At 64.7% G+C, this 26,643-nt stretch carries 25 protein-coding genes and 1 tRNA gene; 19 read left to right on the plus strand and 7 right to left on the minus strand.

Features of this window, described 5'->3' with window-relative positions; translation table 11 throughout:
* The first annotated feature begins 162 nt into the window (after positions 1–162).
* Positions 163–1,242, plus strand: coding sequence for a branched-chain amino acid aminotransferase (locus LC083_RS00880; RefSeq protein WP_199800430.1), 1,080 nt, complete (start codon positions 163–165; stop codon positions 1,240–1,242).
* Here the strand turns inward: LC083_RS00880 and LC083_RS00885 are convergent.
* Positions 1,239–2,168, minus strand: a complete 930-nt coding sequence (locus LC083_RS00885; protein WP_226698798.1) for a LysR family transcriptional regulator — start codon at positions 2,166–2,168, stop codon at positions 1,239–1,241. The genes LC083_RS00880 and LC083_RS00885 overlap by 4 nt on opposite strands.
* A gap of 105 nt (positions 2,169–2,273) precedes the next feature.
* On the opposite strand from LC083_RS00885, the gene LC083_RS00890 reads away from it, so the two are divergent.
* Both LC083_RS00890 and LC083_RS00895 read left to right on the plus strand, forming a co-directional pair.
* Positions 2,274–2,975, plus strand: coding sequence for a pirin family protein (locus LC083_RS00890; protein ID WP_226698799.1), 702 nt, complete (start codon positions 2,274–2,276; stop codon positions 2,973–2,975).
* A gap of 15 nt (positions 2,976–2,990) precedes the next feature.
* Positions 2,991–3,584 carry an FMN-dependent NADH-azoreductase gene (locus tag LC083_RS00895; RefSeq protein ID WP_226698800.1) on the plus strand — a complete coding sequence of 198 codons (594 nt, stop codon included), beginning with the start codon at positions 2,991–2,993 and terminating at the stop codon, positions 3,582–3,584.
* Here the strand turns inward: LC083_RS00895 and LC083_RS00900 are convergent, their stop codons facing one another.
* From LC083_RS00900 to LC083_RS00915, 4 genes are all read right to left on the minus strand, one after another.
* Positions 3,585–4,928 (minus strand): MFS transporter, encoded by a 1,344-nt coding sequence (locus tag LC083_RS00900; protein WP_226698801.1) that lies wholly within the window; start codon positions 4,926–4,928, stop codon positions 3,585–3,587.
* A 139-nt stretch (positions 4,929–5,067) separates the two neighbouring features.
* The gene (locus LC083_RS00905; protein ID WP_264187035.1) at positions 5,068–5,928 is read right to left on the minus strand and encodes a DMT family transporter; all 861 of its coding nucleotides are present in this window, start codon (positions 5,926–5,928) and stop codon (positions 5,068–5,070) included.
* A gap of 31 nt (positions 5,929–5,959) precedes the next feature.
* Entirely contained in the window at positions 5,960–8,029 is a 2,070-nt protein-coding gene (locus tag LC083_RS00910; RefSeq protein WP_226699994.1) for an NAD(+) synthase, read from the minus strand.
* 270 nt (positions 8,030–8,299) lie between these two features.
* Positions 8,300–9,304: a DNA topoisomerase IB gene (locus LC083_RS00915; protein WP_226698803.1), complete on the minus strand. Its 1,005-nt coding sequence runs from the start codon at positions 9,302–9,304 to the stop codon at positions 8,300–8,302.
* Positions 9,305–9,396: 92 nt separating this feature from the next.
* Here LC083_RS00915 and yghU point away from each other — a divergent pair, with 92 nt between their 5' ends.
* The 5 genes from yghU (at position 9,397) to LC083_RS00940 (ending at position 14,014) form a co-directional block, all read left to right on the plus strand.
* Entirely contained in the window at positions 9,397–10,248 is an 852-nt protein-coding gene (gene yghU, locus LC083_RS00920; RefSeq protein WP_226698804.1) for a glutathione-dependent disulfide-bond oxidoreductase, read from the plus strand.
* 48 nt (positions 10,249–10,296) lie between these two features.
* Positions 10,297–10,371 (plus strand) — tRNA-Gln (locus LC083_RS00925).
* Between the two features lie 46 nt (positions 10,372–10,417).
* Positions 10,418–11,929: an acetyl-CoA acetyltransferase gene (locus LC083_RS00930; RefSeq protein ID WP_226698805.1), complete on the plus strand. Its 1,512-nt coding sequence runs from the start codon at positions 10,418–10,420 to the stop codon at positions 11,927–11,929.
* Between the two features lie 64 nt (positions 11,930–11,993).
* A complete protein-coding gene (locus LC083_RS00935; RefSeq protein ID WP_226698806.1) occupies positions 11,994–12,779 on the plus strand; it encodes an enoyl-CoA hydratase-related protein in 786 nt (261 codons plus the stop codon).
* A 50-nt stretch (positions 12,780–12,829) separates the two neighbouring features.
* On the plus strand, positions 12,830–14,014 hold the full coding sequence (locus LC083_RS00940) for a molybdopterin molybdotransferase MoeA (protein ID WP_226698807.1): 1,185 nt from the start codon (positions 12,830–12,832) through the stop codon (positions 14,012–14,014).
* A 69-nt stretch (positions 14,015–14,083) separates the two neighbouring features.
* Here LC083_RS00940 and LC083_RS00945 read toward each other — a convergent pair whose 3' ends face one another.
* A complete protein-coding gene (locus LC083_RS00945; protein WP_160607390.1) occupies positions 14,084–14,752 on the minus strand; it encodes an OmpW/AlkL family protein in 669 nt (222 codons plus the stop codon).
* A gap of 141 nt (positions 14,753–14,893) precedes the next feature.
* On the opposite strand from LC083_RS00945, the gene LC083_RS00950 reads away from it, so the two are divergent.
* The 11 genes from LC083_RS00950 (at position 14,894) to LC083_RS01000 (ending at position 25,704) form a co-directional block, all read left to right on the plus strand.
* Entirely contained in the window at positions 14,894–15,595 is a 702-nt protein-coding gene (locus LC083_RS00950; protein WP_226698808.1) for a helix-turn-helix domain-containing protein, read from the plus strand.
* Between the two features lie 81 nt (positions 15,596–15,676).
* Positions 15,677–17,344: a cytochrome-c oxidase, cbb3-type subunit I gene (ccoN, locus tag LC083_RS00955; RefSeq protein WP_226698809.1), complete on the plus strand. Its 1,668-nt coding sequence runs from the start codon at positions 15,677–15,679 to the stop codon at positions 17,342–17,344.
* Positions 17,345–17,352: 8 nt separating this feature from the next.
* A complete protein-coding gene (ccoO, locus tag LC083_RS00960; protein ID WP_226698810.1) occupies positions 17,353–18,117 on the plus strand; it encodes a cytochrome-c oxidase, cbb3-type subunit II in 765 nt (254 codons plus the stop codon).
* Between the two features lie 2 nt (positions 18,118–18,119).
* The gene (locus LC083_RS00965) at positions 18,120–18,278 is read left to right on the plus strand and encodes a cbb3-type cytochrome oxidase subunit 3 (protein ID WP_160607394.1); all 159 of its coding nucleotides are present in this window, start codon (positions 18,120–18,122) and stop codon (positions 18,276–18,278) included.
* Positions 18,268–19,185, plus strand: a complete 918-nt coding sequence (gene ccoP, locus LC083_RS00970) for a cytochrome-c oxidase, cbb3-type subunit III (protein ID WP_226698811.1) — start codon at positions 18,268–18,270, stop codon at positions 19,183–19,185. Before LC083_RS00965 ends, ccoP begins: the two co-directional genes overlap by 11 nt.
* Positions 19,172–20,731: a cytochrome c oxidase accessory protein CcoG gene (ccoG, locus tag LC083_RS00975; protein ID WP_226698812.1), complete on the plus strand. Its 1,560-nt coding sequence runs from the start codon at positions 19,172–19,174 to the stop codon at positions 20,729–20,731. Before ccoP ends, ccoG begins: the two co-directional genes overlap by 14 nt.
* Positions 20,731–21,177: a FixH family protein gene (locus LC083_RS00980; protein WP_226698813.1), complete on the plus strand. Its 447-nt coding sequence runs from the start codon at positions 20,731–20,733 to the stop codon at positions 21,175–21,177. The genes ccoG and LC083_RS00980 overlap by 1 nt, the downstream gene beginning before the upstream one ends.
* A complete protein-coding gene (locus LC083_RS00985; protein ID WP_226698814.1) occupies positions 21,174–23,297 on the plus strand; it encodes a heavy metal translocating P-type ATPase in 2,124 nt (707 codons plus the stop codon). The genes LC083_RS00980 and LC083_RS00985 overlap by 4 nt, the downstream gene beginning before the upstream one ends.
* Positions 23,294–23,458 (plus strand): cbb3-type cytochrome oxidase assembly protein CcoS, encoded by a 165-nt coding sequence (gene ccoS / locus LC083_RS00990; RefSeq protein WP_226698815.1) that lies wholly within the window; start codon positions 23,294–23,296, stop codon positions 23,456–23,458. Before LC083_RS00985 ends, ccoS begins: the two co-directional genes overlap by 4 nt.
* A gap of 247 nt (positions 23,459–23,705) precedes the next feature.
* Positions 23,706–25,019: a radical SAM protein gene (locus LC083_RS00995; protein WP_226699995.1), complete on the plus strand. Its 1,314-nt coding sequence runs from the start codon at positions 23,706–23,708 to the stop codon at positions 25,017–25,019.
* Between the two features lie 58 nt (positions 25,020–25,077).
* The gene (locus LC083_RS01000; protein ID WP_226698816.1) at positions 25,078–25,704 is read left to right on the plus strand and encodes a molybdenum cofactor guanylyltransferase; all 627 of its coding nucleotides are present in this window, start codon (positions 25,078–25,080) and stop codon (positions 25,702–25,704) included.
* Here the strand turns inward: LC083_RS01000 and LC083_RS01005 are convergent.
* Positions 25,683–26,639 (minus strand): dimethyl sulfoxide reductase anchor subunit family protein, encoded by a 957-nt coding sequence (locus tag LC083_RS01005; protein WP_226698817.1) that lies wholly within the window; start codon positions 26,637–26,639, stop codon positions 25,683–25,685. The genes LC083_RS01000 and LC083_RS01005 overlap by 22 nt on opposite strands.
* Positions 26,640–26,643 lie beyond the last annotated feature (4 nt).

Below are 26,643 nucleotides of genomic sequence, written 5' to 3' on the forward strand. Positions count from 1 at the left end.
CGCGCGAGGTACTATCGGTAAGCAGACCCGATAGAGACTTCGTGAGCGGCACTTCCGCCGCTGACCATGCGAAGGGCAGTTTCTCCTCCGGGCGAAGCTGCCCTTCTCATTTTGTGGCTTCAGACCTTGCCCTGAAACCCGCCTACCTTTAACCGCGCGGGCATGGATTTCGAGCACATCCCCCACCCCGCCCCGGTCCCCGGCGAAACGCGCCAGCAGGCCCTTCTCGACCCCGGCTTCGGTAAGCTCTTCACCGACCACATGGTCGTGATCGACTATGATGCCGACAAGGGCGGGTGGCACAAGGCGACGCTGGGACCGCGCGAGCCGATCAGCCTCGATCCGGCTGCTGCCGTGCTGCACTATGCGCAGGAAATCTTCGAGGGGATGAAAGCTTACAAGCAGGGCGACGACAGCCTTGCCCTGTTTCGCCCCGAACAGAATGCCCGCCGTTTCAACGACAGCGCCCGGCGCATGGCCATGCCCGAACTGCCGGAGGAACTGTTCCTCGAATCAATCCGCCAGCTGGTCGCGATCGACCGCGACTGGGTGCCGACCATACCCGACGGCGCGCTCTACCTGCGCCCCTTCATGTTCGCGTCCGAGGCTTTCCTCGGCGTGCGTCCGGCCCGCCAGTACAAGTACATCCTGATCGCCTCGCCGGTCGGCGGCTATTTCAAGGGCGGCGCGAAGGCGGTGAAAATCTGGGTCAGCCGCAACTACACCCGCGCTGCCCCCGGCGGCACGGGCGCGGCCAAGACCGGCGGCAACTACGCCGCCAGCCTCGTCCCGCAGGCCGAAGGTATCGAACACGGCTGCGACCAGGTCGTCTTCCTCGATGCGGTCGAGAAGAAGTGGATCGAGGAACTGGGCGGCATGAACCTGTTCTTCGTCTTCGACGACGGCAGCGTGATCACCCCGCCGCTCACCGGCACGATCCTGCCGGGCATCACCCGTGACAGCCTGATCCAGCTGCTGCGCGAGGAAGGCCTCACCGTGCGCGAGGAGCCTTACAGCATCGACCAGTGGCGCGCCGATGCCACCTCGGGTCGCCTGCTGGAGACCATGGCCTGCGGTACCGCAGCGGTGGTCACGCCGGTCGGCACGGTGCTCGGCCCCGACGGCGAATTCCACATCGGCAGCGGCGGCACGGGCCAGATCACCAACAAGATCCGCGAAAAGCTGGTCGGCATCCAGAAGGGTGCCGTTCCCGACACCCACGGCTGGACGGTGAAGCTCTAATCCCTAGCGGCGACCGACGGTTCGACCGCGCTGCAATCGCCCAGCCGCTCGCGGATCGCATCGATCAGCCAGCTGGTCGCCGGGCCTGGGCGTGCATCGCGGCGCCAGAGCGCGCTGAGCGTGTAGTTCGCGCCGGGCTTTTCGGGCAGGTCGAGCAGACATAGCCGGCCTTCGGCGATATCCGCGCTCACCGTGTGGCGCGGCATGTTGCCCCAGCCGATGCCCTCCTTGAGCAGCGCGTGCTTGGCGCCGAGATCGGCCAGCCGCCAGCTTTGCGGTGACAGGACCGAGAACTCGCGTCCCTCCGTCAGCGGCGACCTGTCAGACAGGACGAGTTGCAGGTGCTTGCGGCTTTCACCAGGCGCGACGCCCTTGCGGGCAAGAGGGTGCTGCGGCGCTGCCACGGGCACCAGCTCGACCTCACCGATCGCTTGCCGCTCCAATTCGGGATGGTCCGCCAGCACCGGCCCGCCGACGGCAAGGTCCGCGCCGCCATCGAGCAGGCAGGCCGCCACCGCCCCCAGCGCCTCGACCTGCAAGCGCAAGGCGACGGTCGGAAACATCGCGCGGAATTCGCGCAGGACGCTGGCAGTGACCTCGCCCGGCAGCATCACGTCGACCACCAGCGAAACCTCGCTTTCGAGTCCCGCGTGGAGGCTGCGCGTCTTGGCCAGCAGGGCATCGATCCCGTCGGCAATGCCCTTGGCCTCGGCCAGCAGGCCGCGCCCCTCTTCGGTCAGCACGGGCCGGCGCGATCCTTCGCGTTCGAACAGGGTGACGCCGAGCTGCGACTCCATCTGCGCGATGCCGTAACTGACGGCGGAAACCGCCCGCCCCATGCGCCGCGCGGCCGCGCCGAAGCTGCCCTCCTCCGCCACGGCGAGAAAGATGCGCAATTGGTCGAGGCTCGGTTCGCCCAACTTCATTGTTCGGATTTCCTGAACATCCTGATGTGTTTTATCGCAGTTATCGGAACGCGGTGCAAACTCTATCTCCACTCTCAACGAAGCATTCCCACAGGGAGACACGTCATGATCGAACTACGGCCTTTCAACACGCTCGGCGCGGCCAACCACGGCTGGCTCGATGCGCACCACCACTTTTCCTTCGCCGGATATCACGACCCCTCGCGCGTCAATTGGGGCGCCCTGCGCGTCTGGAACGACGACAAGATCGCGCCCAAGAGCGGCTTTCCGACCCACCCGCACCAGGACATGGAAATCATCACCTATGTCCGCAGCGGCGCGATCACGCACCGCGACAGCATGGGCAATGAAGGCCGCACCGAAGCGGGCGACGTTCAGGTGATGAGCGCGGGCCGCGGCGTGGCCCATTCCGAGTTCAATCTCGAGGACGAGGAAACCACACTGTTCCAGATCTGGATCATCCCGTCCGAACGCGGCGGCGATCCCAGCTGGGGCGCGCGGCAGTTTCCCAAGGGCGACCGGGCCGGCCAGTTCGTGCCGCTCGCCAGCGGCGCTGCCAATGATGACGATGCGCTGCGCATCCGCACCGATGCCCGCGTGCTGGGCGCCACGGTCAAAGCGGGCGAAAGCGTGACCTACACGCCTGCCCAAGCCGACCGGCACCTCTACCTCGTGCCCGCCACCGGCAGCATCCGCGTGGGCGACATCGAGGCGAGGGCGCGCGACGGCATCGCCATCACCAAGGAAGACAGCATCACCATCACCGCGCTCGAGGACAGCGAACTCGTCCTCGTCGACACAGCCTGAACAGGAGACAGTAACATGAGCACCATCCTTCACATCACCGCCAGCATCCGAGACGGAGAATCCGTTTCGCGCAGCCTCGGCAGCAAGCTCGTTGAAGGCCTCGCCGCGAAGCAGGGCGCAAGCGTCGTCACCCGCGACTTGTCGCAGAACAACCTGCCTTTCATCGATGCAGAGCGATTCGCTGCAAACCTTGCGCCCTATGCCGACCGCTCGCCCGAGCAGCATGAGCTGGCAAAGGTCGCCGACGAGCTGATCGAGGAACTGAAGGCAGCAGACACAGTGGTCTTCAGCGTGCCGATCTACAACTTCTCGGTCCCTGCGACCGTGAAGGCCTGGGCTGACCTCGTCGCGCGCGCCGGAACGACCTTCCAGTACACCGCCAATGGTCCCGAGGGCCTGCTGACGGGCAAGAAGGCCTACATCACCGCCGCTTCGGGCGGCACGCCGGTCGGCAGCGCGATGGACTTCATGACGCCTTGGCTGACCTTCTTCCTCGGCTTCCTCGGCATCAAGGACGTGGAAGTCGTTGCTGCCGACGGCATCATGGGTGAAGGCGGCGAAGAGAAGATCGCCGCCGCCCACCAGCAGGTAGAAAAGCTGGCCGCCTGATCAGGCCGGCTTTTGCGCCGCCAGTATGTCGCGCCGCTTCCGGAGTTCATAATACTCCGGGCGGCGCGGATACTGGACGGTCAGCAACAATGTCAGGGCTCCGGCGAGACCGGCCCCCACGATGAGGAAGATCGCGGGCAAGCCCCCAAGCGCATCGGTCTTGCCGAGCATGTACGCCCCGAACGAAATGCCGAAGTTGGACACGGCCATGTAGATCGTGAACTGCGTGGCGGCGACCGCCGGATCGCACAGGCGCATGGATATCGGCAGCAGTGCCACCGTGATCAGCATGTCCAGCGGGATCCAGAAGCACACGAAGGCCACGAAGACGGCCGAATTGCTCCAATAGGCGACGCCGAAATACATGACGGCACAAAGGGCAATTCCGGAGGCGAGCCACATCAGGCCTATCCGTTTCGCGCCGAACTTGTCGCCAAGCCAGCCCCCCAACGTCATGCACAGCACACCCGCCAACAGGCCCCCCGTCGCGGTCAGGCTGGCGATTTCCGACGTATCCCAGCCGGCATAATTCGCCCCGATCAGCGGGGTGGCCCCCGTAAACGCCCCGTAGAGCATCCCGCGCCCGAACAGGCACGGTATCCAAAGCAGGCTCACCGCCCGGCTCATCGAATGGAACGTCGCTTTAAGGAGCGGCCACCAGGCATCGAGCTGGATTTCCAGGTTCCGCCGATGCGCCTGCCCCGCGCTCCACGGCAACGACCTCTCTCCGCTGCGTTCCCTGAACGATGCGATGTAGACGCACAGGGCGAAGATCAGCGCCGCAACGATAAGGAAGGCGGCAGGCGCACCCAGACGCTCGATCACGAATCCGCAGATGGCCGTGGCAACGCCGACGCCGATCGATTGTCCGCCGAACATCATTCCGGACCCCCGGGCCCGTTCGTCTTCGGTCATGATATCGACTGCAAGGCCATCGACAGCGACGTCCTGGAACGTGGTCGCCATGTTCACGGCAAAGCCTATGCCGCCGAGGATGGCGACGTCGGTCACTGCCGGATCGATCAGGGCGCCGGCGACCAGGCACGCGATCATCACGAACTGCGCGCCAAGTATCCACGCCCGGCGCCTTCCCATGGGCAGGAAGGTGTAACGGTCCATGATGAAGCCGTTCACCAGCTTCAGCGACCATGGGAGTGCCGTCAGTGCGGCGACCGTGCCGACATCGGCAGCCGATGCCCCGTTCACCGCCATCCAGGCGGGGATGGCGAACCAGAACAGGCCGATGGGCATGCCTTGCCCGACATAGAGAATGAACAGCGTGAACAGCCGCAGTCGCTGGCTGTTCTCGAGAATCCACGCATTGCTTGAACCGGCAACAGCCATGCTCGTCCCCCCTTGAAGTGAGCGGCTGGCTTTGTGCCGTGGCCGGATGCGTCCCTAACGATCCGTGCCGGATGTGTGACTCGGAATCACCGCGATGGCAAGTGCGTCACGCAACCCCCTGATTTCGCGAAGACAAGCATCATATCCGCGTCTTCACGAGCAGCGGCTTGAAGATATTGCGCGTGGGCCTGAGGACGATGATCGCAACGCCCGCCAGCGCGATTGCCCCACCCACGACCAGCCTCGTGCTCACCGCATCGCCTGTCAGCCATGCTCCGAATACGATGGTCAGGATCGGTGTCATGAGAGTCAGGGGCACGACGAGATTTGCGTCGTTTTCCTGAAGCAGCCGGTAGTAGGCCGTGTGTGCGCCAACCGAAACGACGATCGCGGCGAACACCAGGCAAGCGGCCAGTTCCCACGGCGCGGCTCTCCAAGACGTAGCCTGACCCGTCTCCATCACCAGCGATAGCGGCAGCAGGACGAGAACCGACGCGAGGGCCGCCCATGCCTGCAGCCGGATCGATGAGATATCGAGCTGCTTCATGAACACCGTGCCCAGCGCACCGACGACCGCACCGGCAAATATGAAGATGAGGCCGGTGCTCGCCTCCATCTGGTTGCCGCCCGTCATCGCGTAAAGGACGCCTCCGAAGGCCAGTGCGATGCCGAGGGCACGTTTCCAGCGGATGCGTTCGCCAAGGAACAGGATGGCGAACAGCACCGTCATCGGTGCGCCCGACAGGCTGACCACTCCCGCAGCCGATGGGCTGGCTGTCTGAAGCCCTATGAACAGCAGGGCAAAGGACCCGCCGCTGATGGCGAGGCCGATCAGCATCACTCTACCCAACTGCCTCGGAACCGGTCGCAGCAGCGGCAGCAATGCCAGCGCGACGATGGCCGACCGCAGGAAGGCATAAAACAAGGGCGGCGTCTCGAGGTCGCTCACCGCAATCTTGCTGACCACGACATTGAGCGCCCAGACGACGTTGCACGTCATGATTATGGCAAAGGCGCGGGGCGACACGGGCTCAGCCTTCCAGCGGCGGAAGCGCGCCGTGCAAATCGGCCAGCCAGACATCGGCGACCGCATCGCTCGGTGCGCGCCAGTCGCCGCGGGGCGACAGCGCGCCGCCCGCGCTGACTTTGGGGCCATTGGGCAAGGCACTGCGTTTGAACTGGCTGAAGGCGAAGAAACGCTTCACGAAATTCTCGAGCCATTTGGCAATGGTGGAAAGGTCGTACTGGTTGCGCGCTTCATGCGGGAAGTCGATCGGCCACAACCCCGCCTGCGCGTCCTTCCACGCGTGCCATGCTAGAAAGGCGACATGGCTCGGGCTTTGCCCCCAGCGGATGACGTGGTGGAGGAAGAAGTCGTTCAACTCATAGGGTCCGATGATCGACTGGGTGGACTGGATGGCTCCGTCCGCTCCTGCCGGCACCAGTTCGGGGCTGATCTCGGTGTCCAGGATGGCGAGCAATATCTCGTCCACGCCGTCGTCGAACTGGTGCGTCGTGGTCGTCCATCGGATGAGGTACTGGATCAGCGTCTTGGGTACGCCCGCATTGACCGCATAATGGCTCATCTGGTCGCCCACGCCATAGGTGCACCAGCCGAGCGCCAGTTCGGACAGGTCGCCCGTGCCCAGCACGAAGCCCGAATGATGCCCCGCGAGACGGAACAGGTAGTCGGTCCGCAGGCCTGCCTGCACGTTCTCGAAGGTGGTGTCGTATTGCGGCTCGCCGTCGGAGAAAGGGTGATCGATATCCTCCAGCATCTGACGCGCGGCCGGCTTGATGTCGATTTCCTCTGCCGTGATGTGGAAAGCTTCCATCAGCTTCCAGGCATTTGACTTGGTGTGGTCCGAGGTCGCGAAGCCGGGCATAGTGTAACCGCGAATGTCGGTTCGGGGCCGCCCCAGCCGGTCCATCGCCTTGGCCGCGACGAGCAGCGCGTGGGTCGAATCCAGCCCGCCCGAGATGCCAATCACGATGGTCTTGGCCTTCGTGGATTCGATTCGGCGCATCAGCGCATCGACCTGGATGTTGAACGCCTCGTAGCAATCCTCGTCCAGCTTCTCGCGCCGGTTTGGCACGAAGGGGAAGCGGCGGATCGGGCGCACGAGACCGATGTCCCTGCGCGGCGCCCCGTGCTCGAACGTGGCGCGGCGATACCAGTCCTCGGGCCTTCCGGCGAAATCTCCGGCGTCGCCCCAGGTCTGCATCCGCATCCGCTCGGCAAGGATGCGGCGGGTGTCGATATCCGTCACGCATAGCTCGGGCGCATGGTCGAAGCGTTCGCTTTCGACCAGCAGGTCGCCAAGCTCGTAGATCATGCCCTGTCCGTCCCACGCGAGGTCGGTCGTGCTTTCGCCGTAACCGCTCGCCGAATAGGCATAGGCGCAGACCGAGCGCGAGGAACTGGCACGGGTGAGCATGTGCCGCTCGTCGGACTTGCCGATGGTGATGTTGGAGGCCGAGAGGTTCAGCAGGATCGTCGCCCCGGCCAGCGCGGCAAGCGTGCCGGGCGGGTTGGGCGACCAGAAATCCTCGCAGATCTCGATCCCGAAAGTGAAACCCGACAGGTCGCTCGCCTCGAATACGAGGTCCGTGCCGAAGGGTACAGTCTCGCCGCCCACCGTGATTTCCAGCCCGACGCACTCGCGCCCGTGGCTGAACCAGCGCTTCTCGTAGAACTCACGGTAATTGGGCAGGTAGCTCTTGGGCACCACGCCGAGGATGCGGCCCTTCGCAATGGCGATGGCGCAATTGTAGATGCGCCCGTTGCGCCGCAGCGGCGCCCCGATGACGAGGACGGGCGAAAGCCTCTCCGATGCCTCGACAATGTCTGACAGGTGCCGCTCCACCGCTTCGAGCAGGGCCGTCTGCAGGTGCAGATCGTCGATCGCATAGGACGAAAGGCACAGCTCGGGATAGAGCAGCAGGTCGACACCCTGATCGTGCGCCTTTTCGGCCTGCTCCAGAATGCCTTGCGCGTTGTAGGCCACGTCGGCCGTGCGAGTCCGGGGTGTAGCCGTCGCCACACGCACGAAGCCGTGGGTGTGCAGGTCGTAGAAGGGGTGCGTATCGCCCTTTGCCATTGGTCGGGTGTCTTTCTCGCCTTCAGAGGCAGGGGTGATCCAGTCGGCGGGCTGGCATATGCCGAGCTCGGAAAGTTTGCGCTGGGCATCGGCGCGCGCGATCCGGCCCTTGCTCTCCCAGCCGAATACGGTCTGTGTCTTGAAGCCGTGCCGCGAGGCGAATTCTTCCGCCGAGAGGGGCGGATCCTGCGACAGGCGCCAGGCCTTGAGTTTCTGTCCCGCGAGATGCATGCCCGTGCAATTATCTCTAAAAGATAATCGATGCAAGGCTCATGCAGCCTTTAGCAACTCCGCTGCCGCCGGCGCTTCCTGCAGCAGATCGATCAGCGCCCGTTCCTCGCGCGTCAGCCAGCGCGTAGCACGCGGGAGGCGCAGGTTCGCCCGCCACTCATCCTGCCGTTCCACCAGGTCGATCACGGCAGGGTGGATATAGCTCCTGCGCGTCACCGCGGGTGTATTGCCCAGCTTCTCGGCCACACAGTCGAGCAGCGCCTTGAGCGGCATCTTCCCCTCGCCATTGCGCAGGCATTCGAGCGCCAGCACGCTGGCGTGCCAGGTGCGGAAATTCTTGGCGGTGAACCGTTCGCCCATGGCCTCTTCGAGATAGTGGTTCACGTCGCTGGAGGTGACGGCATTCACTTCTCCGTCCTCGTCGACATATTTGAAGACGTTCTGGCCGGGCAGGTCCTGCATGCTCCGCACCATGCGAGCCAGCGTGCCGTCGGTCAGCGTCACCTCGCGCATCTTGCCGGACTTGCCCTTGTACCTGAGGCGCAGGGTCTTGCCCGTCACTTCGGCATGGCGGCGGCGCAGGGTCGTGGCTCCGAAGCTTTTGTTGCGCTCGGCATATCCTTCGTTCCCCACGCGCACGGCGCCAAGGTCGAGCAGGCGCACCACGCTGGCCACGGCCCGTTCGCGCGTCAGCTTGCGGCCTTTCAGATCGTCCTCAACCCGCTTGCGCACCAGCGGAAGCAGGTTTCCGAACGCGATGCAGCCATCGAACTTCTCGCTCTCGCGCGCGGCGCGGAATTCCGGATGGTAGCGGTACTGCTTGCGCCCCTTGGCATCGATGCCGGTGGCGAGGATGTGCCCGTTTGCCGCCGGGCAGAACCATGCGTCGGTATAGGCCGGTGGCAAGGCGATCGCATTGAGCCGCTTCTTCTCCGCCGCATCGCCGATCAGCCTGCCCTTCTCGTCGTAATAGGCCCAGCCCTTGCCGGCACGTTTGCGGGAAATGCCTGGCAGGCTGTCGTCGACATAGATGAGCTTCGTCATGGCGAAGCGAAGAACCGTGGCAGGGCTGTAGCGGTTCCCCATCTTGCGACGAACGGATGAGCCAACTAGCCCATCACGCAAAGGAGAACCCGATGGCCGACCCGACCTATACCCCGCCCGCAGTCTGGACCAACGACGCAGAGAACGGCGGCCGCTTCGCCAGCATCAACGCCCCGACCTCCGGCGCACGCGAGCAGAAGGACCTGCCGACTGGCGACCACGACTTCCAGCTCTATTCGCTAGCCACGCCCAACGGGGTGAAGGCCACGATTATGTTCGAGGAACTGCTGGAAGCGGGGCATTCGGGCGCGGAATACGATGCCTTCACGGTCAACATCGGCAATGGCGACCAGTTCGGATCGGGCTTCGTCGACCTCAACCCCAATTCCAAGATCCCCACCCTGCTCGACCGCAGCGGCGAGAAACCTGTGCGCGTGTTCGAAAGCGGTGCAATCCTGATGCACCTTGCGGAGAAATTCGGCGCCTTCCTGCCGACCGACGCCTCGCGCGCCGAAGTCCTCAGCTGGCTTTTCTGGCAAGTCGGCAGCGCGCCCTTCATTGGTGGCGGCTTCGGGCATTTCTATGCCTACGCACCGGAGAAGTACGAATATCCGATCAACCGCTATGCCATGGAAACCAAGCGCCTGTTCGATGTCGCGGACAAGCGGCTTGCGGACAGCGAATACCTTGGCGGCGACGAATACACGGTAGCCGACATCGCAACCTTCCCCTGGCTCGCACCTTTCGTCGAAGGCACGATCTACAACGAGGCGAAGACCTTCCTCTCGATCCACGAATACGAGAATGTCGCGCGCTGGGCGAAGCAGATAGCGGCTCGCCCTGCCGTCAAACGCGGACGGATCGTCAACAAGGCATGGGGCGAGGAGGACACCCAGCTTCTCGAGCGTCACTCTGCAGCGGATTTCGAGGGCAAGAAGCTCTAACACCCCCTTCACATCGGCGGCGGGCGCGCTATAGGAGCGCCCGCCTGCTGGGGTGTAGCCAAGTGGTAAGGCATCGGTTTTTGGTACCGACATTCGCAGGTTCGATCCCTGCCACCCCAGCCACTTTCTCCCATTTGCGTATTCGGCGCTTCCCGCTAACCCTGACCGCATGAGCGATCAGGACCCGAACCGCATTCCCGTCATCATCGGCGTTGGCCAGATCAACGACCGCACCGAAAATCCCGGCGACGCCCTCGACCCCATCGGGCTGATGGCAGAGGCACTTCGACGCTCCGATGCCGATGCAGGCGGCGGATGGCTTGAGACCTGCGATTCGCTGGCCGTGGTCGCGCAGCTGGCATGGCCGCAGCTCAACCCGGTCGACGGGGCGCTGGCCGAAAGGCTCGGCATCGAGCCGGCCCACCGCATGCAAACCGCCATGCCCAATGGCGACAGCCCGATCCTGCTCCTCCACGAAGCCGCCAACCGCATCGCCAGTGGCGAAGCGAGCGTGTGTGCAGTGGTCGGCGGCGAGGCCCTGCGCACCGCCGCACGCCTCGCCGCGCTGAAACCGCGGGAAGACGGCTCCAAGCCCAACGCGCTGCGCGATGCCTCGCACCGGCGGCGCACGGGCTATGCGCAGGGGTTCGGGCTGGTCGTGCCGACCGACGTATACCCGCTCTACGAGAATGCCGGACGCGCGGCCTATGGCCAGACGCTCGCGCAAGGGCAGGCGGAAAGCGGCATGATCTGGGCCGGCATGAGCAAGGTCGCGGCCGGGAACGAGAGCGCCTGGATCCGCCGCGAGGCAGAAGCCGGGGACATCGTCACCCCGTCGGACAATAATCGCCCGATCGCCTTCCCCTATACCAAGCTCCAGGTCGCCAATTCATCGGTGAACCAGGGCGCGGGCTTCCTCGTCACCAGCCTCGGCGAAGCGCGCGCGCGCGGTCTTGCCGATAATCAGGTGGTCTTCCTGGGATATGGCGCAGCGGCGCACGAAAGCGGCAATTTCCTTGCCCGCGACCGCTACGACGCCTCGCCCAGCCTTGCCACGTCGATCGAGTGGACGATGCAGCTGAACGATGTCGAAGTAGGCGACCTTGCCCATGTCGAACTCTATTCCTGCTTCCCCTGCGTGCCGAAAATGGCACGGCGCGTGTTGGGCTGGCCGCTGGACAAGCCGGCCAGCGTTTTCGGCGGCCTCACGTTCGGCGGCGGACCGATCGGCAATTACATGAGCCATGCGGTCGCCGAGATGGTGCTTCGCTTGCGCGGCACGGCGGACAAGGGCCTGCTCTTCGCCAATGGCGGCTACGCCACGCACAATCACACGATCCTGCTGTCCGGCCAGCCGACCGGTGCAAGCTTCCCGCAGGACTTCGATTACCAGGCAGAAGCGGACGAGCGGCGCGGCGACGTGCCCGAACTCGACGAAGAGTACACCGGCCCTGCGACGGTCGAAACCTATACCGTGTTCTACGAGCGCGACGGCAGCGTGCGCGAGGGTGTCGTGGTGGCACGCACGCCGGAGGGCAAGCGCACTCTCGCCGCCATCTCCGGCGATGACGCAGACATGATTGCCTTCTTCACCGACGGCACCAGCGAGCCGGTCGCCACTGCTGGCTCCATCGCATTTGGCGAGGACGGACGCGCAATCTGGCAACGCTCCTCGCAATAGGTTGCAATCGCGCACCGATTTGCGCAGAGGGGTTGCACAGATACATGAGAGAGGGACTGGAGAGATGAGCGATTTCGAAATGATCACGGCGACCCGCGAAGGTCCGGTCCTGACGATCACGCTCAACCGGCCCGAACGCCTCAACGCCTGCCCCCCGCAGATGGCCGACGAGATTTTCACCGCACTGCGCGATATCGGCGATGCACGCGCGGTGCTGTTGCGCGGCGAAGGCCGTGCCTTCTGTTCAGGGGCGGACCTTGCCGCCAATGCCGAAATGTCGGTCAGCGGAGGCGACCGTGCCTTTGCCTCGCTCAGCAAGCATTACAATCCGATGGTGCAGGCGCTGGCCAGCCTCCCCGTGCCCGTCGTTTCGATGGTCCAGGGCCCGGCAGCCGGCGTCGGCTGCTCGATCGCGCTTGCCGCCGACTTCGTGCTGGCGGGCAAAAGCGGCTATTTCCTGCAGGCCTTCGTCAACATTGGCCTCGTGCCCGATGGCGGATCGAGCTGGATGCTCCCGCGCCTTATCGGCACCGCACAGGCAACGCGCATGATGATGCTGGGCGAGAAGATCCACGGCGAAGAAGCCGAACGCATCGGCCTCATCTACAAGTGCGTGGAAGACGACGCGCTGGAAAGCGAAGCCCGCGCGCTGGTCGAAAAGCTGGCCAATGGACCTACCGTGGCGCTCGGTCAGATGAAGCGCACGCTGCGCGACGGGCTGCAGGCCGATTTCCCCGCCACGCTGGCGGCAGAGGCCAATGCCCAGCGTATCGCGGGCAGTACGCAGGATGCGGTCGAAGGTGCGATGGCATTCCTCCAGAAGCGCAAGGCCGCTTTCAAGGGCGCCTGAGGCAAAGGCTGCTCTGGCCAAGCAATGGCCGGCGGCCCTAGAAGGCGTTCATGACCAACTTCGACGAGGCGCTCGCGCTGCTTGCGGGCGCTGTTCGCCCCTTACCCACTGAAAGCGTGTTGCTCGAACAGGCGGCAGGGCGCTTCCTCGCGGCCCCGCTCCACGCGCGCTCGGACGCCCCTGCCCGCGCCGTGTCGGCAATGGATGGCTATGCCGTTTCGCTGGCCGAAGTGAATCCGGACCGGTGGATGGCCTTGGCCGGAGAAAGCCGGCCCGGCCTGCCTGATCCCGGCACCCTCGAACCGGGCACTGCCGTGCGGATATTCACCGGCGCTCCGCTACCTGCGGACGCAGATTGCGTGATCATGCAGGAATATGCCGAGCGCGAAGCCGGGCAGGTCCGGTTCCGCAGCGGCTTCGGTCCGGCGCGGCATGTAAGGACTGCCGGCAGTGATTTTCGTGCAGGCGACCTCCTCTTGGCCGCCGGGACAAGGCTGACACCACGCGCAATGGTGGCGGCGGCGTCTGCCGACCGGGACACGGTAGAGGTTTCAGCCAGCCCCAGGATCGCGATTATCGCGACGGGCGACGAATTGGCTGCCCCCGGGACTGCGCATCTGAAGGCGGGTGCAATCTCCGAATCCGCGAGCTACGGCGTAGCGGCAATGTGCGAGGCGATGGGTTGTGAAGTGGTCCTGCGGACAAGAGGCGCCGACCGGCTCGAATTGCTGGAAGAGGTGGCCGCCAAGGCCTTGGAAGCCGCCGATTGCGTGGTCGTGACCGGCGGCGCTTCGGTGGGCGATCACGATCTCGCCAAGCCTATGTTCGGCAAGGCAGGTCTGGACCTTGTCTTCGAAGGCGTTTCCATCAAGCCGGGCAAGCCGGTTTGGTTCGGGAAAGCGAATGGCCGCCTCGTGATGGGCCTGCCGGGCAATCCGACATCCGCCATGGTCACTGCGCGCCTGATCCTGCGCCCGATGTTGGCAGCGATGCAGGGCGGAATTCCGGCAGCAGAGTTGCGCTTCGTCCCATTTCCGCTGGCCGCACCCCTGCCCGAAACCGGCGACCGCGAGACATTCGTCAGGGCAACGGTCACGTCGGAGGGGTTGGTGCCGGTAGGAAACCAGGAAAGCGGGGCGCAGGCACCGCTCGCAGCAGCCGACTGGCTGGTCAGGCGTCCTGCCGGATCGCCTGCCTGCAACAAGGGGTCCCTCGTCGAGGCTCTCCCCTTCTGAAATGCGAAGCGCAGCCGCGCCGCGGGAACTCGGTGTTCCTCCCGCGGCGCGGCTGCACCTTTATGCCGGTCAGAACCGGTAGCTGACGCCGGCGCTGAGCACCCAGGGGTCGAGCTTGTGCTTGGTCTGGATGGCCAGCGTGTCACCGACATACCACTGCGCGGTGGTGTCGACGAAATAGCGCTTGGCATCGAAAGTCAGGCCAAGGCCCTTGTCGTTGAGATCGACATCGAAACCGGCCTGCAGTGCGACGCCGAATTCGTCCGAAAGGTCGGTGTCGGTCACGCCCAACGGCAGGGTCGCCGCACCCGGATCTTCGCCGACCCACAGGAAGTAGGTCGGGCCTGCGCCGACATAGGGACGCACCGCGCCGAGGTCGAAATGGTACTTCGCGGTGAAGGTTGCAGGGATCACCTTGGCGTTCGACACCAGTTCTGCGCCCGGGAGGCCCGAAACGGCATCGACATCGTGCTGGGTCATGCAGCAGATCGTCTCGACCGAGAAATTGTCGCTGAAGTAATATTCGATAGCCAGCGTCGGCACGAAGTTGTCGTTGGCCTTGGTCTGGGTATCGGCAGGCAGGCCGACGATGTCGGTGTCCACACGCGTGATTTCCCCGTCGGGGCTGACCAGCGTGCCCAGAAGCTTGACCTGCAGGTCGCCGGCTTCGGCAGATGCGGTGGCCGGGAAAGCTGCGATTGCCAGGGTGGCGAAGCTCAGCGCGAACTTGTTCTTCATGATTTCCGTCCTGGCGCTGCAGTGGCCGTCCTTTACGGCCGAGGTTGTTACAGCGCTCGCCAGTCCCAATGCCTTTGGCGCAAGGCCCTGACCTTGATTTAGGTCAATGCCGCCAAAGGTTTTGTGCGGCATCGCCGCGCAATGATGACCTTCGCCGAGCAATTCGACCGGTTTGCGCAGCTGCACCTGCCGGCACATCTTGGCGATGACGCCATCCTGCGGTTCCGCTCGCTGGCGCGCCCTGTGGACGCGGCGCGTGACGTCGCTCTCGGCCTTGACGAGGGGAGCGACCATCTCGTGTTCGTGTCATCGGGCGCAATCAAGCTGGTCGCCCATGCCTCTGCCGGCCGCAACCAGGTGGTCGCATTCCATTTCCCCGACGAACTGGTAGTCGTCCCTGCCCGCGCCGAGCATTCCTATACGCTGAGCACGCTGCGCAAGAGCGACCTCTTGGTGTTCGATTACGCCAGCTTCGCCGACCTTGCCCGCAGCGATCCCGCGGTATTGCGCAGCCTGCTCGACACGGCCCGCAGTTCGCTTTCACGTTCGCGCGAAAAGTCGCTCACGCTCGGCCGCAAGACCGCCACCGAAAGGCTCGCCAGCTTCCTGGTGGGCATGGCGCACCGCATCGGCGTGGAGCGCGAAGGCCTCACCTTCATCGACCTGCCGATGTCGCGGCGCGACATCGCCGACAGCCTCGGCCTGACCATCGAGACGGTAAGCCGCCAGTTCACCATCCTGCGCGACCTCGGGATCGTCCGCACGGTCGGCAAGTCGGGCGTGCAACTGGTCGACCTGCGCGCCCTCGAGGCGCGGGCCGGATACCTGACCGAGGCCGCGTGAAATTTTTGATCAAAATTGCGCTGGATCAAAGTTTGCCCGCCAGCGGGTGGCTAGCAGCAGTGCCGGACAACGGAGATTTCAATGCAAGCTGAATCTGCTCTCGGGCGCGTGGCACTATGGTTTGTCATCGCCCTGCTGGCACTGGCGGCGATGCTATCGGCCAAGGACGGCGGTTTCGCCGCGCATGCGCTGATCGTCGCGGTGACAGCCTTCGCCCTCGTCCTGGTCAGCGCCGCAAGGTTCGATCCCACGACATCGCTCAACAGCTTCTTCCGCATCCCGCCGGGGGAAAGCCAGTATGATGACGACCCGGTCCGCTGGGGCGTGCTGGCGACGATGTTCTGGGGCCTGGCAGGCTTCGTGGCAGGGCTCTACATCGCCCTGCAGCTTGCGTTTCCGCAGCTCAATTTCGAGCCCTACCTCAATTTCGGCCGCCTGCGCCCGCTGCATACCAGCGCGGTGATTTTCGCGTTCGGCGGCAATGCGCTGCTCGCAACCAGTTTCTACGTCGTCCAGCGTACCTGCCGCGCCAAGTTGGCCTTCCCCTCGCTCGCGCGCTTCGTGTTCTGGGGCTACCAGATGTTCATCGTGCTGGCGGCCACCGGCTATCTCCTCGGCGTTACGCAGTCCAAGGAATACGCCGAACCCGAATGGTACGTCGACCTGTGGCTGACCATCGTCTGGGTCGCCTATCTTATCGTCTTCGTCGCCACGATCGTGAAGCGTAAGGAACCCCACATCTACGTGGCCAACTGGTTCTTCCTCGCCTTCATCATCACCGTGGCGATGCTGCACGTGGTCAACAACCTCGCCATCCCGGTCAGCCCGACGGGTTCGCGCAGCTACCAGGTCTTCGCCGGGGTGCAGGATGCGCTAACCCAGTGGTGGTACGGCCATAACGCGGTCGGCTTTTTCCTGACCGCCGGCTTCCTGGCGATGATGTACTACTTCGTCCCCAAGCAGGCTGAGCGTCCGGTCTATTCCTACCGCCTGTCGATCATCCACTTCTGGTCGCTGATCTTCCTCTACATCTGGGCGGGTCCGCACCACCTTCACTATACCGCGCTGCCCGACTGGGCGCAGACGCTGGGCATGGTGTTCTCGGTGATGCTGTGGATGCCCAGCTGGGGCGGCATGATCAACGGCCTGATGACGCTGAACGGCGCCTGGGACAAGATCCGCACCGATCCGATCATCCGCATGATGGTCATGGCGCTCGCCTTCTACGGGATGAGCACCTTCGAAGGCCCGATGATGTCGATCAAGGCCGTGAACAGCCTGTCGCACTACACCGACTGGACCATCGGCCACGTCCATTCCGGCGCACTGGGCTGGAACGGCATGATCACCTTCGCCTGCGTCTACTACCTCGTGCCGCGCCTGTGGAAGCGCAAGCGGATGTATTCGCTGCGCATGATCAACTGGCACTTCTGGCTCGCGACGCTGGGGATCGTCTTCTACGCCGCAAGCATGTGGGTGGCAGGCGTCACCCAGGGCCTGATGTGGCGTGAATACGGTGCCGACGGCTACCTCGTGAACAGCTTTGCCGACACCGTCGCAGCGCTGCACCCGATGTACCTGCTGCGTGCCTTCGGCGGCCTGCTCTACCTGTCGGGCTACGTCATCATGATCTGGAACGTGTGGCAGACCCTCGCCGGTCGTGTCCGCGAGGAAGCTCCGATGACCGAGACCCCGCACGACGAGAACGCCGACCGTCCCCTTCCCCCTGCCGCCGTACCGGCCGAGTGAGAACGAGCATGACAGACCAAGTCGTCAAAGAAACCGTCAAGGGCCACAAGCGGCTCGAACGCAACGTCACCCTGATGGCGGTCGCGACCTTCCTCACCGTCACTATCGGCGGCATCGTGGAAATCGCCCCGCTGTTCTGGATCGACAACACGATCGAGAAGGTGGACGGGATGCGTCCCTACACACCGCTCGAACTCGCCGGCCGCGACATCTACATCCGCGAAGGCTGCTATACCTGTCACAGCCAGATGATCCGTCCGTTCAAGGACGAGGTCGAACGCTACGGCCACTACAGCCTCGCGGCAGAAAGCATGTACGACCACCCGTTCCAGTGGGGCTCCAAGCGTACCGGGCCGGACCTTGCCCGCGTCGGCGGCCGCTATTCGGACGAATGGCACGTGCAGCATCTCAAGAACCCGCAGGATGTCGTGCCCGAAAGCGTGATGCCGCAGTACGGCTTCCTGGCGGAGGCCGATCTTTCGATCGCCGATCCGGCCGCCAACCTCGCGGCGCTTCGCCGGGTGGGCGTGCCCTATTCGGACGAGCAGATCGAGAAGGCCGAGGCCGACCTCAAGCTCCAGGCTGACCCTGCCGGCAATGCGGCGGACCTCGCTGCCCGCTATCCCAAGTCGCAGGTGCGCGATTACGATGGCAATCCGGCTCGCCTGACCGAGATGGATGCGCTGGTCGCCTACCTCCAGATGCTGGGCACGCTGGTCGATGTCGACAGTGCCGCCGCGCAGGAGGAACTCGCCACCGAGAAGGGGCGCTGAGGATGTACGAGACCCTGCGCCACTTCGCCGACAGCTATGGCCTTGCAGCCATGATGGTCGCCTTCCTCGCGCTCTGCGCCTGGCCGTTCCGCCCCGGAGCACACCAGCACAACCAGAACGCCGCCAATTCGATTTTCAAGGACATGCCCGATGGCGAATGACGACAAGCGCATCGACCAGCCGACTGGGACCGAATTCGTCGGTCACGAATGGGACGGCATCGAGGAACTGAACACGCCGCTGCCGCGATGGTGGCTGTGGACCTTCTACCTGACGGTCTTCTGGGGCCTCGCCTACACGGTGGCCTATCCCGCCTGGCCGATGATCTCGGGCGCCACGCAGGGCATGCTGGGCTGGACCAGCCGCGGCCAGCTGGCAGACGAGATGGATCTCGCCGACCAGGCCCGCATGAGCGTTAACGAGCGGATCGCCGCTCTGGACGTGGAGAAGCTGGCCGCCGATCCCGAACTGATGGAACAGGCCATCGCTGGCGGCGCCGCGGCATTCCGCGTGAACTGTTCGCAGTGCCACGGATCGGGCGCAGCGGGCTATCAGGACCTCGGCTATCCCAACCTCAACGACGACGACTGGCTGTGGGGCGGTTCGATGAGCGAGATCGAATACACGATCACGCACGGCATCCGCCAGCCGGGTGAAGATCGCCGCCAGGGCGTGATGCCCCCGTTCGACGGCGCATTTGATAATGCCCAGATGGCTGCGCTCGTCTCGCACGTCCGGTCGCTCAGCGGCCTGGAACAGCCCAATGCCGCCGGCGCTGCCACTTATGCGGACAATTGTGCCGCCTGCCACGGCACCGCAGGCGAAGGGAACCGCGAACTGGGCGCGCCGCGCCTCGACGACGCCATCTGGCTGCGCGGCAGCAGCGCCGCAGCCATCCGGGCGCAGATCGTGAACCCGAAGATGGGCGCAATGCCCGCCTTTGGCGAACGGCTCGATCCGGTGACCATCAAGATGCTGGCGGCATTCGTCCATTCGCGCGGGGGAGGCGAGGACTTCGTGGAGGCTCCGGTCGAAGAACCGGTCGCCGAAGCCGATGCCGCAGAATGACGATCCGCGGCAGGTAATCGAAGACGGGGTCGTCAAGACCAACGACCCCGTCTCGAGCGCCGTTGCCAGCCCCGAAGCGGCCACCCGCAGGCACGAGCCGCACCAGCCGCCGCGTCAGGACCTGCCCGAAAAGCTCTACGAAGCGCGCAAGGCGGTTCACAACAAGCGCATCGACGGCCCGTTCCGCCGCTTCAAGTGGCTGGTGATGGTCGTTACCTTAGCGATCTACTACGGCACGCCGTGGATCCGCTGGGACCGTGGCCCGTACGCACCCGACCAGGCAGTGCTGGTCGATCTCGCCAACCGCCGCTTCTACATGTTCGGCATCGAGATCTGGCCGCACGAATTCTACTTCGTCGCCGGCCTGCTGATCATGGCGGGCATCGGCCTCTTCCTCGTGACCAGCGCGGTCGGCCGCGCCTGGTGCGGCTATGCCTGTCCCCAGACCGTGTGGACCGACGTGTTCCAGCACGTCGACCGCTTCGTCGACGGCGACCGCAATGCGCGCATGCGCCTAGACGCGGCGCCGTGGACGTGGAGCAAGGTCATGCGCCGCGCCTTCAAGTGGTCCATCTACCTCTTCATCGGCTTCTGGACCGGCGGCGCGTGGATCATGTACTTCGCCGATGCACCTACCCTGGTGCATGATTTCTGGCGCGGAGAGGCTGCCCCGGTCGCCTACATCACGGTTGCCGTCCTGACGCTGACCACCGTCACGCTGGGCGGGTTCATGCGCGAACAGGTGTGCATCTACATGTGCCCCTGGCCGCGTATCCAGACCGCGATGATGGACGAAAAATCGCTGCTGGTGACCTACAAGGACTGGCGCGGTGAACCGCGAGGCAGCGTCAAGAAAGCCGCCAAGAACCCCGGCCAGTTCGGTGACTGCATCGACTGCACCCAGTGCGTGCAGGTCTGCCCGACCGGCATCGACATCCGCGAAGGACCGCAGATCGGCTGCATCACCTGCGCATTGTGCATCGATGCCTGCGACCGGGTGATGAAGGATATCGGTCGCCCGCGCGGCCTGATCGACTACGCCACGCTTGAGGACTGCGAGCGGGAGGCCGCAGGCGGAACGCCGCGCCCGCCGTGGAAGGCGCTGCTGCGTCCGCGCACGCTGGTCTATCTCGGCATCTGGTCGGCGATCGGCTTCGCCCTGCTTTTCGCGCTCGGCACAAGGTCGCATCTCGACCTAACTATTTCACCCGACCGCAATCCGCCCTTCATGCTGATGAGCGACGGTTCGATCCGCAATTCCTACACGCTCAAGCTGCGCAACATGACCACCAGTCCGCGCGAGATGACCGTGACGATGGAGGGGCTGGAAGGCGGCCGTTTCTGGACCGACCGCATCAGCCAGGATGCCGCAGCGCGCAGCCAGGCCTTCACCGTCCCCGCGGACGAGACGCGGACCGTCAGGGCCTATGTCGTGGCGCCTGCAGGCAGCGGCCAGCAGGACTTCACCTTCACGCTGGCGACCGACGACCAGCAACCCGAAACCGCCAGCGGCACGACCCGCTTCAGCGCACCGGAGAGCGAATGATGACCAAGCGTTTCACGGGCTGGCACATGACCGGCATCCTCGTAGGAGGCTTCGGCGTGGTGGTCGCTGTCAATTTCATGATGGCCGGCCTTGCCGTGAACAGCTTCGGCGGAGTCGTCGTGGAGAATTCCTACGTCGCCAGCCAGAAGTTCAACGGCTGGCTGGCAGCAGCGGAAGAGGCCAATGAACTCGGCTGGTCGGCCCGTGTGGCACGAAATGGCGCAGGTCATCTGGAAGTCCAGACCGAGGGCACGCCCGTAGGCACGCTCGCGACGGCCGAACTGCGTCACCCGCTCGGCCGGGCAGAACCGCTGCGCTGGCAGCTCGAGGCAGAAGATGACGGCCGCTTCGTCAGCGCCGCGCCTTTGCCCGAAGGACGCTGGCTGGTTCGCCTGACCCTTGCCGAAGGCGAGCAAGAATACCGCATCGAGCGCCCCGTGGGATGAACGCTCTCGCCACTCCCCTGCCCGACGAGGCGCCGGCTCTGGTCGACAGCCGCTTCACCGTGCCGGGGATGCGGTGCGCAGGCTGTATCGCGAAGATCGAGCGCGGCCTTGGCGACATCGATGGTGTCGACGCGGCGCGCGTGAACTTCTCTGCCAAGCGCGTAGCGGTCCGCCACGATGCGCGAGTGGATGACGAGGCGCTGATCTCGGCACTCGAACACCTCGGCTTCGAAGCGCAGCCGGTGGCCGCCAACCCGCTGGCGGAAGACGACCGGGAGGCAAAGCGCCTGTTCCGCGCGCTTGCGGTCGCAGGCTTCGGCATGATGAACATCATGCTTCTGTCGGTCAGCGTGTGGTCGGGCGCAGGCGGCGTGACGCGCGAGCTGTTCCACCTTCTTTCCGCCCTTATCGCCCTGCCGGTGGTGGCTTATTCCGGCCGCCCCTTCTTTGCCAGCGCGGCCATGGCGCTGCGCTATCGCCGGACCAACATGGACGTCCCCATTTCGATCGGTGTCCTGCTGGCGACGGGCATGTCCTTCTACGAAGTGCTTACCGGCGGCGAGCATGCCTATTTCGATGGCGCTGTCATGCTGCTCTTCTTCCTGCTGGCAGGGCGTTCGCTCGACACCATGATGCGCAACCGCACGCGGGCAGGCATCGGCGCACTGCTGTCGCGCATGGGCAAGAGCGCAGCCATTGTCCAGGAGGACGGCAGCACGCAGCGGATCGCGGCGGAAAACCTCTTTCCCGGCATGACCATGATCGTGGCGGCCGGCGACGCCCTCGCCGCAGACGGCACGGTCGTTTCCGGCAAGGGAGCGCTCGACAATGCCATGCTGACGGGCGAAAGCACGCCCGAAGCCGTCGCCCCAGGCGATACGGTCCATGCTGGCGCGATCGCCCTCGAAGGCCCGCTGACTGTCGAGATCACGGCGACGCAGGGCGACACCGCGCTCGCGGAAATCGCGCGCCTTATGGATGAAGCGGGCCAGTCCCGCAGCCGCTACGTGCGTATCGCGGACCGCGCCTCGCGGCTCTATGCGCCTGCGGTTCACACGCTGGCCGTGCTGGCATTCGTCGGCTGGATGATCGCGGGCGCCGGCTGGCACCAGTCGCTCGTCATTGCGATTGCGGTGCTTATCATCACCTGCCCCTGCGCGATGGGACTTGCAGTTCCGGCGGCGCAGGTTGTTGCCTCCGGTGCGCTCATCAAGAAGGGCCTGCTGGTCAAGGACGGGACAGCGCTCGAACGGCTGGCAGAGGTCGATATCGCCCTGTTCGACAAGACCGGCACGCTCACGCTGGGCGAGCCTCGCCCCGATATCTCGCATCTCGACGAACGCGCCAAATCGGTCGCCCTCGCCCTTGCACAGGCGAGCAGCCATCCGCTCAGCCGCGGTCTCACGGCAAGCCTGCGGGCGGAAGACGTGAAACCTGCGACCCTTGCCGATATCAGCGAGATCAAGGGCGAAGGGATCGTGGCGACCTGGGACAATTCCTCGGTCGCGCTGCGCCGCAACGAGATCGGCGGGCCGGGCATGTCCACCACGCTCCATGTCGGCGGGCTCGCCTATCCCATTCTGTTTTCGGATGCCCTGCGACCGGACGCGAAGGAAGCGATCGACACGCTCGCGCGGATGGAGGTGCGCTCGCAGGTCATTTCCGGCGACCGCCCGGGTGCCGTCGCGAAGGTGGTCGAGGAACTGAACCTCGAAGGTTTTGCCGGAGTCGGTCCGGAAGAAAAGCTCGAACGGCTCGAAGGCCTGCGCGCTGAGGGTCACTTCCCGCTGATGGTCGGCGATGGCCTCAACGACGGCCCTGCCCTTGCTGCCGCCCACGCCTCCATCGCGCCGGGCACGGCCAGCGATATCAGCCAGCAGGCCGCAGATGCAGTCTTCATCGGCGAGCGCCTTGCGCCCGTGGCAACTGCCGTGAGCGTGGCTCGCGACACGATGCGTATCGTGCGCCAGAACTTCACCTTCGCCATCGGTTACAACGTGCTGGCCGTTCCGCTGGCGCTGGCAGGCATGGTCACGCCGCTGATAGCAGCCATCGCCATGTCGCTCAGCTCTCTGGTGGTGGTCGCAAACTCGCTTCGCCTCGCACGAGCTGCGAAGTGAGCGGGCTTGCGATCCTCATCCCGATTGCGCTCGGCATGGGCGTGTTCGGGCTGGCGATGTTCTTCTGGGCCATGCGCGACGGGCAGTTCGAGGATCTCGACGGCGCTGCGCACCGCATCCTTATCGACGATGAGGACGAGAGCGAGGAGAGCGCCAAATGAGTTCCTTCGCGTTCCCCCTTGCTGCGCTGCTACCACTGATAATCGGCCCCCTGCCCGCCGAAGCCACGAGCTTGACGGCTACGCTTTGCGCCAGTGGTGAAACCATCGTCCTTACCCTCCCGATGCGCACCGGCGGAGAAGACCAACCCGGCGCCTGCCTGCAAAAAGGGTGTCACGCCGGTTGCTCTCGAAAACGGCTTGATCGAAGTCAATGAAAGCGGGGGAAAATCCCGCCAATCCGGCCTGCATGTGGCCCTATCATCCCGACCTGCTCGCAACGCCCGTCCCGCGTTACACCAGCTTCCCGACTGCCGCCGAGTTCGGCGACATTCCGGGCGATGCCTATCGCAAGGCCTTGGAGAGCGTGTCGGGCGATGTCTCGCTCTACGTCCACATCCCTTTTTGCGAGAAAATCTGTTTCTACTGCGGCTGCAACACCGGCAAGGCCGGGCGCCGGCAGCGGTTGGAATCCTATCTCTCGGCACTGCACGCAGAGATTGATCTCGTGTCCTCGCTCCTCCCGCGAGGCACGAAGGTCGGGCGGGTGGCATTCGGCGGCGGCAGCCCCAATGCCATCACGCCTACCGATTTCGTGCGGCTGGTCGACACGCTGACCATCCGCTTCGGTCTCGACGACCCGATCTTCTCGATCGAGCTCGATCCGCGCACGATGACGCGCTCATGGGCCGAGGTCATCGGCCACGTCGGGATCGAGCGTGCCAGCCTCGGCGTCCAGACCTTCGCCCCGCACTGCCAGGAAGCGATCGGGCGCGTGCAGGCAGAGGATTCGATCGTCGAGACGGTCGATCTGCTGAGGAACGCGGGCGTTACCTCGCTCAATTTCGATCTCATGTATGGCCTGCCCGGCCAGACCCGCGACGACCTGCTCGACACGCTCCAGCGCACCCGCGTTCTGGGCGCGGATCGCGTTGCGCTATTCGGCTATGCCCATGTGCCGCACATCGTCCCGCGCCAGCGGATGATCGACGATACCGACCTGCCCGACCAGGCAGAGCGGTTCGCCATGGCCGGGCTCGGCTATTCCTACCTTGCGACCCACGGCTATGTGCCGGTCGGTTTCGACCATTTCGCGCGGCCCGGCGGCGATCCCCTTGCCCGTGCAGCGACGGAAGGGCGGGTGCACCGCAATTTCCAAGGCTTTACCGACGATGCCGCGCCGAACCTGATCGGCCTTGGCAGTTCGGCGATCAGTTCCTTCCCGCACCTACTCGCCCAGAACGAGAAGAACAGCGGACGTTACCGCATGATCGCCTCGCAAGGATCGCTCACCGCCCAGCGCGGGTTCGAGCGCAGCGCGGAGGACGGCGAGCGCGGCAAGGCAATCGAGGAACTGCTCTGTCAGGGCAGGACCGAATTGCCCGAATATCTCGCGGCAGACATCGCCTGCCGCCTGTCGGCTTTCACCGCGCGCGGCTTGGCATCGCTGGACGGGAACGTGCTGACCATGGACCCCGACGGCCTGCCTTATGCGCGGACGATCGCCGCCCTTCTCGATCCGTACCGGCAAGTGTCAAAGACGCGCTTCAGCGCAGCGGTCTGACAAACGGGCGGATGCGATCGGCATGGACGACCCGGCCTGGCCGGCCTAGCCTCTTGCCGTGGATACCACCCTCGATCCGAGCCAAATTGCCATCGTCATTGCCGCCGGCGGGCGTGGCGAACGCATTGGAGGAGACAAGCCTGCTCGGCTACTGGCCGGCCGGTCCATGCTGGAACGCGCCATCGATGCCGCGAAGACCTGGGGCGAGACCATCGCGATAGCGGTCGGGGAGCCGGGGCAGGCAGCGAATTCGAACCTTCCCGTCCTGCTTGATAACGCGAAAAACCTCGGCCCGATTTCGGCGCTCGCCAGCGCGTTCCGCTTTGCCAGTCAGCAGAACTCCTCTCACGTCCTGCTAGTCTCTTGCGACATGCCTTTCCTGCCCCGAGACCTTTTGCCGCGCCTTGCGGCAGCTATCGGCGATAAAGGCGCCGCGCTTCCCGTCGCGGAAGGTCATCTGCAGGCGATGGCAGGTCTCTGGCGAGTGGCACCGGACGAGCTTTCCGTTTTCATCGCACAAGGCGGGCGTTCGCTCCTGCGGTTTGCGGAGGTGCAGGAAGCGACCGAAATACAATGGCCTGCGGACGGGAGCGGCAATGCATTCGAGGATATTGACGACCTTGCACAGCTACGCGACGCCGAAGCACGGCTGAGCCTGCCAGGTCAGACGGCCTGCTCTCCGTAATACAGGGTGACGGCGTGCTTTGCTTCGGCGAAGAACAGCCAGCGCTCGGTCGCAACCCCGACCTGGCAGGCGACAAGGCCAATCACCGTAAACGGCAGTGTCAGGGGTTCGAAGGGGAAGACAAGCCCGTCCACCATGGCGAGCATTGGGATGATGAAACCGGACCATACGGTAATCCGCCGCAGCTTGTCCGCATGCTTCCTCGCGATGCGGAAGCCCATCTCCCGCAAGAGGTAATTGTCATTGTCGTGCGGGCTGCCGGTCATCTCGACCCGTCCCAGATGGCCCAGCCCTGTCGCCGAACCTGCCGTGCTGACGGGAGCGGAGGCGTGGATGTTCCGCCAGTAAGCCAGCTTCACGCCTAGCCCGATCATTAACAGTACCAGCGCAAGCAGCCGCGTGATCGCCGCCGCCTGGTCGACATCGGAAGCGTCCAGCAGGAATGCGAGGATCACCGCGCCATTCATTGGCCCGATGACAAGATAGCCGGCAACAGTCCAGCCGTTGAACCACGCGGGAACAGGCCGCAACGAAGCGTAGATCATGGCCGTACAGTAAACCGTCACGAGCGACAGGGCCGCTCCCGCGGTGCCCAGCGCGACGGCGGCCGAGCTTGTGATGAGGTTGAAGCTCCACGAAATCGCGAACAGGCCGAGCGGGACAAAGGCGATCACTGCTGCCAACCCTTCGCGCGAAAGCCAGCTCGAACGCCACTGCGACAACGCCCGCCATGCGCGCTCCGGACGTCCGAGATGCAGCGTCGAGGACAGCAACCCCGAAACGATCAGGGCGAAAGCCAGGCCGAAAGTCGCGAAACCGAAACCCGCCTCTCGCGGCAGGACGCCCAGCGATGCGAGGAAGGCCAAGACGATCATCATCCCGTAGCCCGCGCCGCTGGCGGTGGTGAAGAAGATCACGGATTTCGCAGGATGCATCGCC

This window comes from Qipengyuania gaetbuli, from assembly GCF_020524765.1.
GTDB lineage: Bacteria > Pseudomonadota > Alphaproteobacteria > Sphingomonadales > Sphingomonadaceae > Qipengyuania > Qipengyuania gaetbuli_A.

Coding starts and splice junctions, on each gene's coding strand:
- LC083_RS00880 (WP_199800430.1), top strand. CDS start 163: ATGGATTTCGAGCACATCCCCCACCCCGCCCCGGTCCCCGGCGAAACG.
- LC083_RS00885 (WP_226698798.1), bottom strand. CDS start 2,168: ATGAAGTTGGGCGAACCGAGCCTCGACCAATTGCGCATCTTTCTCGCC.
- LC083_RS00890 (WP_226698799.1), top strand. CDS start 2,274: ATGATCGAACTACGGCCTTTCAACACGCTCGGCGCGGCCAACCACGGC.
- LC083_RS00895 (WP_226698800.1), top strand. CDS start 2,991: ATGAGCACCATCCTTCACATCACCGCCAGCATCCGAGACGGAGAATCC.
- LC083_RS00900 (WP_226698801.1), bottom strand. CDS start 4,928: ATGGCTGTTGCCGGTTCAAGCAATGCGTGGATTCTCGAGAACAGCCAG.
- LC083_RS00905 (WP_264187035.1), bottom strand. CDS start 5,928: ATGACGTGCAACGTCGTCTGGGCGCTCAATGTCGTGGTCAGCAAGATT.
- LC083_RS00910 (WP_226699994.1), bottom strand. CDS start 8,029: ATGGCAAAGGGCGATACGCACCCCTTCTACGACCTGCACACCCACGGC.
- LC083_RS00915 (WP_226698803.1), bottom strand. CDS start 9,304: ATGACGAAGCTCATCTATGTCGACGACAGCCTGCCAGGCATTTCCCGC.
- yghU (WP_226698804.1), top strand. CDS start 9,397: ATGGCCGACCCGACCTATACCCCGCCCGCAGTCTGGACCAACGACGCA.
- LC083_RS00930 (WP_226698805.1), top strand. CDS start 10,418: ATGAGCGATCAGGACCCGAACCGCATTCCCGTCATCATCGGCGTTGGC.
- LC083_RS00935 (WP_226698806.1), top strand. CDS start 11,994: ATGAGCGATTTCGAAATGATCACGGCGACCCGCGAAGGTCCGGTCCTG.
- LC083_RS00940 (WP_226698807.1), top strand. CDS start 12,830: ATGACCAACTTCGACGAGGCGCTCGCGCTGCTTGCGGGCGCTGTTCGC.
- LC083_RS00945 (WP_160607390.1), bottom strand. CDS start 14,752: ATGAAGAACAAGTTCGCGCTGAGCTTCGCCACCCTGGCAATCGCAGCT.
- LC083_RS00950 (WP_226698808.1), top strand. CDS start 14,894: ATGATGACCTTCGCCGAGCAATTCGACCGGTTTGCGCAGCTGCACCTG.
- ccoN (WP_226698809.1), top strand. CDS start 15,677: ATGCAAGCTGAATCTGCTCTCGGGCGCGTGGCACTATGGTTTGTCATC.
- ccoO (WP_226698810.1), top strand. CDS start 17,353: ATGACAGACCAAGTCGTCAAAGAAACCGTCAAGGGCCACAAGCGGCTC.
- LC083_RS00965 (WP_160607394.1), top strand. CDS start 18,120: ATGTACGAGACCCTGCGCCACTTCGCCGACAGCTATGGCCTTGCAGCC.
- ccoP (WP_226698811.1), top strand. CDS start 18,268: ATGGCGAATGACGACAAGCGCATCGACCAGCCGACTGGGACCGAATTC.
- ccoG (WP_226698812.1), top strand. CDS start 19,172: ATGCCGCAGAATGACGATCCGCGGCAGGTAATCGAAGACGGGGTCGTC.
- LC083_RS00980 (WP_226698813.1), top strand. CDS start 20,731: ATGACCAAGCGTTTCACGGGCTGGCACATGACCGGCATCCTCGTAGGA.
- LC083_RS00985 (WP_226698814.1), top strand. CDS start 21,174: ATGAACGCTCTCGCCACTCCCCTGCCCGACGAGGCGCCGGCTCTGGTC.
- LC083_RS00995 (WP_226699995.1), top strand. CDS start 23,706: ATGTGGCCCTATCATCCCGACCTGCTCGCAACGCCCGTCCCGCGTTAC.
- LC083_RS01005 (WP_226698817.1), bottom strand. CDS start 26,639: ATGCATCCTGCGAAATCCGTGATCTTCTTCACCACCGCCAGCGGCGCG.